The sequence below is a fragment of the uncultured Campylobacter sp. genome (assembly GCF_938018145.1).
In the GTDB taxonomy this organism is placed as follows: domain Bacteria; phylum Campylobacterota; class Campylobacteria; order Campylobacterales; family Campylobacteraceae; genus Campylobacter_A.
Window position 1 is genome coordinate 1 of the sequence record NZ_CALIII010000457.1, and the last position, 5,149, is coordinate 5,149.

At 45.9% G+C, this 5,149-nt stretch carries 4 protein-coding genes, 1 tRNA gene and 1 pseudogene; all 6 read right to left on the bottom strand.

Features of this window, described 5'->3' with window-relative positions; genetic code table 11:
- Window positions 1-187 precede the first annotated feature (187 nt).
- A tRNA-Arg gene (locus tag Q0338_RS10680) sits at window positions 188-264 on the bottom strand.
- Between the two features lie 82 nt (window positions 265-346).
- Complete coding sequence (gene fusA, locus Q0338_RS10685; protein WP_298086704.1) at window positions 347-2,425, bottom strand: elongation factor G; 2,079 nt, start codon at window positions 2,423-2,425, stop codon at window positions 347-349.
- Between the two features lie 12 nt (window positions 2,426-2,437).
- Window positions 2,438-2,908, bottom strand: a complete 471-nt coding sequence (gene rpsG, locus Q0338_RS10690; protein ID WP_002947591.1) for a 30S ribosomal protein S7 — start codon at window positions 2,906-2,908, stop codon at window positions 2,438-2,440.
- A 75-nt stretch (window positions 2,909-2,983) separates the two neighbouring features.
- Window positions 2,984-3,391 (bottom strand): 30S ribosomal protein S12, encoded by a 408-nt coding sequence (rpsL, locus tag Q0338_RS10695; RefSeq protein ID WP_004322129.1) that lies wholly within the window; start codon window positions 3,389-3,391, stop codon window positions 2,984-2,986.
- Window positions 3,392-3,490: 99 nt separating this feature from the next.
- Window positions 3,491-3,880, bottom strand: a complete 390-nt coding sequence (locus Q0338_RS10700; RefSeq protein WP_298086705.1) for a DoxX family protein — start codon at window positions 3,878-3,880, stop codon at window positions 3,491-3,493.
- A 106-nt stretch (window positions 3,881-3,986) separates the two neighbouring features.
- A pseudogene (locus Q0338_RS10705) lies at window positions 3,987-5,149 on the bottom strand (DNA-directed RNA polymerase subunit beta'); the annotation flags it as partial.

Consider the following 5,149-nt stretch of genomic DNA (forward strand, 5'->3'; position numbering starts at 1 on the left):
GAATAAAAATAAAATCGAATTTTATACGGTTAAATTTGGTTGGGGTGTGGGGATTAAAAATAGAAGAGTTGGTTTGGGTGAAATTGGGGATAAATTAGAATTTTTTGTAAATGGGTAGGTGGAATTTGAGGGCGCTTAATATTTTATTAACAAAAAAAGAAGATAAAAATTTGAGAATATTTTTCGGTGGTGTCCCCAACAGGATTTGAACCTGTGGCCTCAGAATTAGGAATTCTGCGCTCTATCCAGCTGAGCTATGAGGACAAAAATATCAAATTTTTGTAAAAAAGACCAAAATTGAAGTTAAATTTAATGGCGAGGATTTACATCCCCGCCAAAAATCGGTTTAGCCGTTTCTTTTCTTGATAATCTCTTCGCTGACGTTCTTTGGAACTTCCTCATAGTGGTCAAATTCCATAGAATAAGTCGCGCGACCTTGCGTCATAGAGCGAAGGTCGGTAGAGTAACCAAACATCTGGGCTAGCGGGCAGAAAGCAGTAATAATCTTGCTTCCGTTGCGCTCGTCCATAGAATTTACTTGACCGCGGCGTTTATTTAAGTCGCCGATAACGTCGCCCATATAGTCCTCAGGCGTCTCAACCTCGACCTTCATCATAGGCTCAAGGATAACCGCGCCCGCTTTTCTAGCGCCCTCTTTGAAGCCCATAGAAGCAGCTAGTTTAAACGCCATTTCAGACGAGTCGACTTCGTGGTAGCTACCGTCAAATAGGGTAACCTTAACGTCCTCGACCGGATAGCCGGCAAGCACGCCGCTTTGTAGCGCCTCTTTGCAGCCTTTTTCAACCGCCGGGATGTACTCTTTAGGAACTACGCCGCCCTTGATGTCGTTAACGAACTCAAATCCGCTAGCCGCAGGTAGCGGCTCAAGGCGCAAGAATACGTGTCCGTACTGACCGCGACCGCCTGATTGCTTAGCGTATTTATACTCTTGCTCGACTGTTTTGCGGATAGTCTCGCGGTATGCAACTTGCGGTTGACCTACTTCGGCATCGACCTTAAATTCGCGTAGCATTCTGTCTACGATGATCTCAAGGTGAAGCTCGCCCATACCGCTGATGATAGTTTGACCGCTCTCTTCGTCGGTGCCAACCCTAAAGCTTGGATCCTCTTGAGCTAGTTTTTGAAGCGCGATAGCCATTTTTTCTTGGTCGGCTTTAGTTTTTGGCTCAACGGCAACGCTGATAACCGGCTCAGGGAAGTCCATTTTCTCAAGGATAACCTTGTCTTTTTCGCTAGCTAGCGTATCGCCTGTTAGGGTATTTTTTAGACCTACGACCGCACCGATCTCACCCGCGTGAATAACGGAAACTTCCTCGCGTTTATTTGAGTGCATTTTTAGTAGACGACCGATTCTTTCTTTATTGTCTTGAACGGTGTTGTAAGCATAGCTACCGCTCTCAAGACTACCGCGGTAAACGCGGATAAAGGTAAGCTGTCCGACGAACGGGTCGGTCATAATCTTAAACGCAAGAGCCGCAAATTCGCCGTTATCGGTGCTTTCTACCGTTACTTCGCTACCGTCTTCATAAACGCCCTTAATCGCCTCGATCTCATCAGGTGCAGGCAAATACGCTACGACTGCGTCAAGTAGAGGCTGGATACCTTTGTTTTTAAATGCCGTTCCGCAAAGCATCGGAGTTATCGTCATTCTTAAGCAGCCTGCTTTGATCCCTTTTTTGATTTCTTCTTCGCTTAGCTCCTCGCCTGAGAAAAATTTCTCCATCAAGCTATCGTCGGTTTCAGAAACCGCTTCGATCAACTTAGTGCGGTACTCTTCAGCTTTTTCTTTTACCTCTGCAGGGATTTCTATCTCTTTATAGTCAGTCGGCTTTTTGTCGTCTTCCCAAACGTAAGCTTTCATTTTAACCAAATCGACTACGCCTCTAAAGTTATCCTCTGCGCCGATAGGAATTTGAATAGGCACCGGATTTGCTTTTAGGCGGTTTCTGATTTGAGACTCGACGTTAAAGAAATTTGCGCCGATTCTGTCCATTTTGTTTACGAAAACGATTCTTGGGACGTGATATTTATTTGCTTGTCTCCAAACGGTCTCAGACTGAGGCTGTACGCCGCCGACTGAGCAAAATACCGAAACAGCACCGTCAAGAACGCGCATAGAACGCTCAACTTCGATAGTAAAGTCAACGTGGCCCGGAGTGTCGATCAAATTTATCTGGTGATCTTTCCAAAAGCAAGTCGTTGCCGCAGACGTAATCGTGATGCCGCGCTCTTTTTCTTGCTCCATCCAGTCCATCGTAGCAGCGCCGTCGTGAACCTCGCCGATCTTGTGGCTCATACCGGTAAAGAACAAAATTCTTTCGCTGGTCGTAGTTTTACCGGCATCGATGTGAGCAGCGATACCGATGTTTCTAACCATATGTAAAGGGGTTTTTCTATCTGCCATACCAGCCTCCTCTTACCAGCGGTAGTGAGCAAACGCTTTGTTAGCTTCTGCCATTTTGTAGGTGTCTTCCTTCTTCTTGAAAGACGCGCCTTTTGAATTTGCCGCATCAAGTAGCTCGTTAGCTAGCTTGTCGATCATGGTTCTTTCGCTTCTTTTTCTAGCAAAACCGATGATCCAGCGGATAGCAAGAGCTTGCTGGCGAGCTGGGCGAACTTCTACCGGTACTTGGTAGGTAGCGCCGCCGACGCGACGAGATTTAACCTCCATAAGAGGCTTAATGTTTTCGATAGCATCGTTAAATACGTCTATACCTTTTACGTCGCCGCTTTTTTTCTCGATAGCTTTGATAGCGCCGTACATGATCTCGGTAGCGACGCTTTTTTTGCCGTCGTACATAAGAGAGTTAATAAATTTAGTGATTACCTTATTGCCGTAAATTGGATCCGGCATTACTTCCCTGACGGGAGCTTTTCTTCTTCTCATTTGATTATTCCTTCAAATTTTATAAATTTTACTCAAACCTATGCCGCTAATGGCATGGTCTGCGAACCTAAATTTTTATTTCTTTTTACCCGCTGCGGCTGCCGCTTGACCAGGTTTTGGACGTTTAGCGCCGTATTTTGAGCGAGAAACTGTTCTTTTCGCAACGCCGGCTGTATCAAGAGCGCCGCGTACGATGTGGTATTTAACACCCGGTAAGTCCTTAACACGGCCGCCGCGCACTAGTACGATGCTATGTTCTTGTAGGTTGTGGCCTTCACCGCCGATATAGCTGATCACTTCAAATCCGCTTGTAAGCCTAACTTTGGCAACTTTTCTCAAAGCCGAGTTTGGTTTTTTAGGAGTCGTAGTATAGACCCTAGTGCAAACTCCTCTTCTTTGAGGACACTCTTTTAGCGCTGGAGATTTTGACTTAAAAGTCACTTTCTTGCGCTCTTTTCTGACCAATTGATTAATGGTTGGCACAGTAATTCCTTTCGACTAAATTTATTAAAAAGACTTGATTTTATTTAAATTTGGCTTAATATAAGGTAAATTCCATCTTTAAGACCGAATTTTATCACACTAATCTTTTCTAATCGCGTACCTTCCGCTTCCGCTAAAGATAATGCAAAGCGATAAAGCGATGTAAAGATATAAAATTTCAGCCTTAAAGCCGCCGACATTTGTAAGCTCTAGCAAATTTCCAAGCCCGTAGTAGGCATACATTATCGTTAGGCTCGTGCCGATTACGAGTAGCGCGCCTACTCTTGAAAATATCCCTAGAATTATCATTATCGGAGCAACAACCTCGCCTATATAGGAGCCGTAAGCCACAATCTCAGGCAAGCCGGCTTTTGTTAAAATACTTTTTACGCCGCCTATGCCGTGTAAAATTTTCGCAAAGCCGTGCATAAAAAGGCAGACACCAAGCCCTAGTCTCGCAAACAAAATTCCCAAATCGAAATTTTTCATTTTTACTCCAAATTTTCAAATTTAAAGGATGGATTTTATCTGATTAGTTTTAAAGCGAGGTAAATTTAAGCCTCGCCGAATTTGGCGAGGCTTGTGGGGTTAAATTTTAGTTTTGTTTTAGCTTGATCTTTTGATCTTGATAAAGACCCGTTCCGACAGGGATCATGCGTCCTAGAATGACGTTTTCTTTTAGATCCTCGAGGTGGTCGATCTTAGCTGCGATCGAAGCCTCGGTTAGAACCTTAGTCGTCTCTTGGAACGATGCCGCAGAGATCACGCTATCGCTTCCGATAGCAGCGCGCGTAACGCCTAGCAAAATAGGCTCGGCGATCGCAGGATTGCCGCCCATTCGCATTATGCGCTCGTTTTCTTCCTTAAATCTCGTTCGAGAGATCATATCGCCGGTGATGAAATTCGTATCGCCGCTATCGACGATCTTAACCTGACGAAGCATCTGAGAAACGATGATCTCGATGTGCTTATCGGCGATCGCAACGCCTTGAGAGCGGTAAACTTGCTGAATTTCGCTGATCAAATAATAGTGCAGCGCCTTCTCGCCCAAAATTCTCAAAACGTCGTGGCTTGATATTAGTCCGTCGGTTAGCTTCTCGCCAGCGTGGATAAATTCGCCGTCGCGAACCTGAATTTGACGAGTTTTGTCTATCAAATACTCGGCAGTCGCGCCGTCATCGGCCTCGATTACGATGCGCTCTTTAGAGCGAAGCGGCTTTTCAAACCTTACGGTGCCGTCGATCTCGGCGATGATAGCCGTATTTTTCGGACGCCTAGCCTCAAATAGCTCAGATACGCGCGGCAAACCGCCCGTGATGTCTTTTGACTTCGCGACAGCCTTAGGCGTCTTAGCCAGGATATCAGCTTGTTTTACCACTTCGTCGTTGGCTACGAATATCGCAGTTTTTGGCTCTAGCTGATAGCGGATCATCCTGCCCTCATCGGTGCTGATAACAATCGTAGGCTTGATGCCCGAAGGTAGATACTCGTTGATAACTAGACGGCTCTGGCCGGTCGCCTCGTCGTACTGCTCGGCGGCGCTATAACCAGGCTCGATATCCTCGTACGTAACCCTACCTGCAGCCTCGGCGATGATCGGCGTAGAGTACGGATCCCACTCGGCTATGACAGTTTTCTCTTGGCTTTCAGGCTCCGAGATGACCGCTTTGCTATCCACAATGTCGCTATCGTTTGATTTGATGATAGAGTTTCGCGGGATATAGTAGCGAACCGCCTCTCTATCGTCCTCATCGGCAA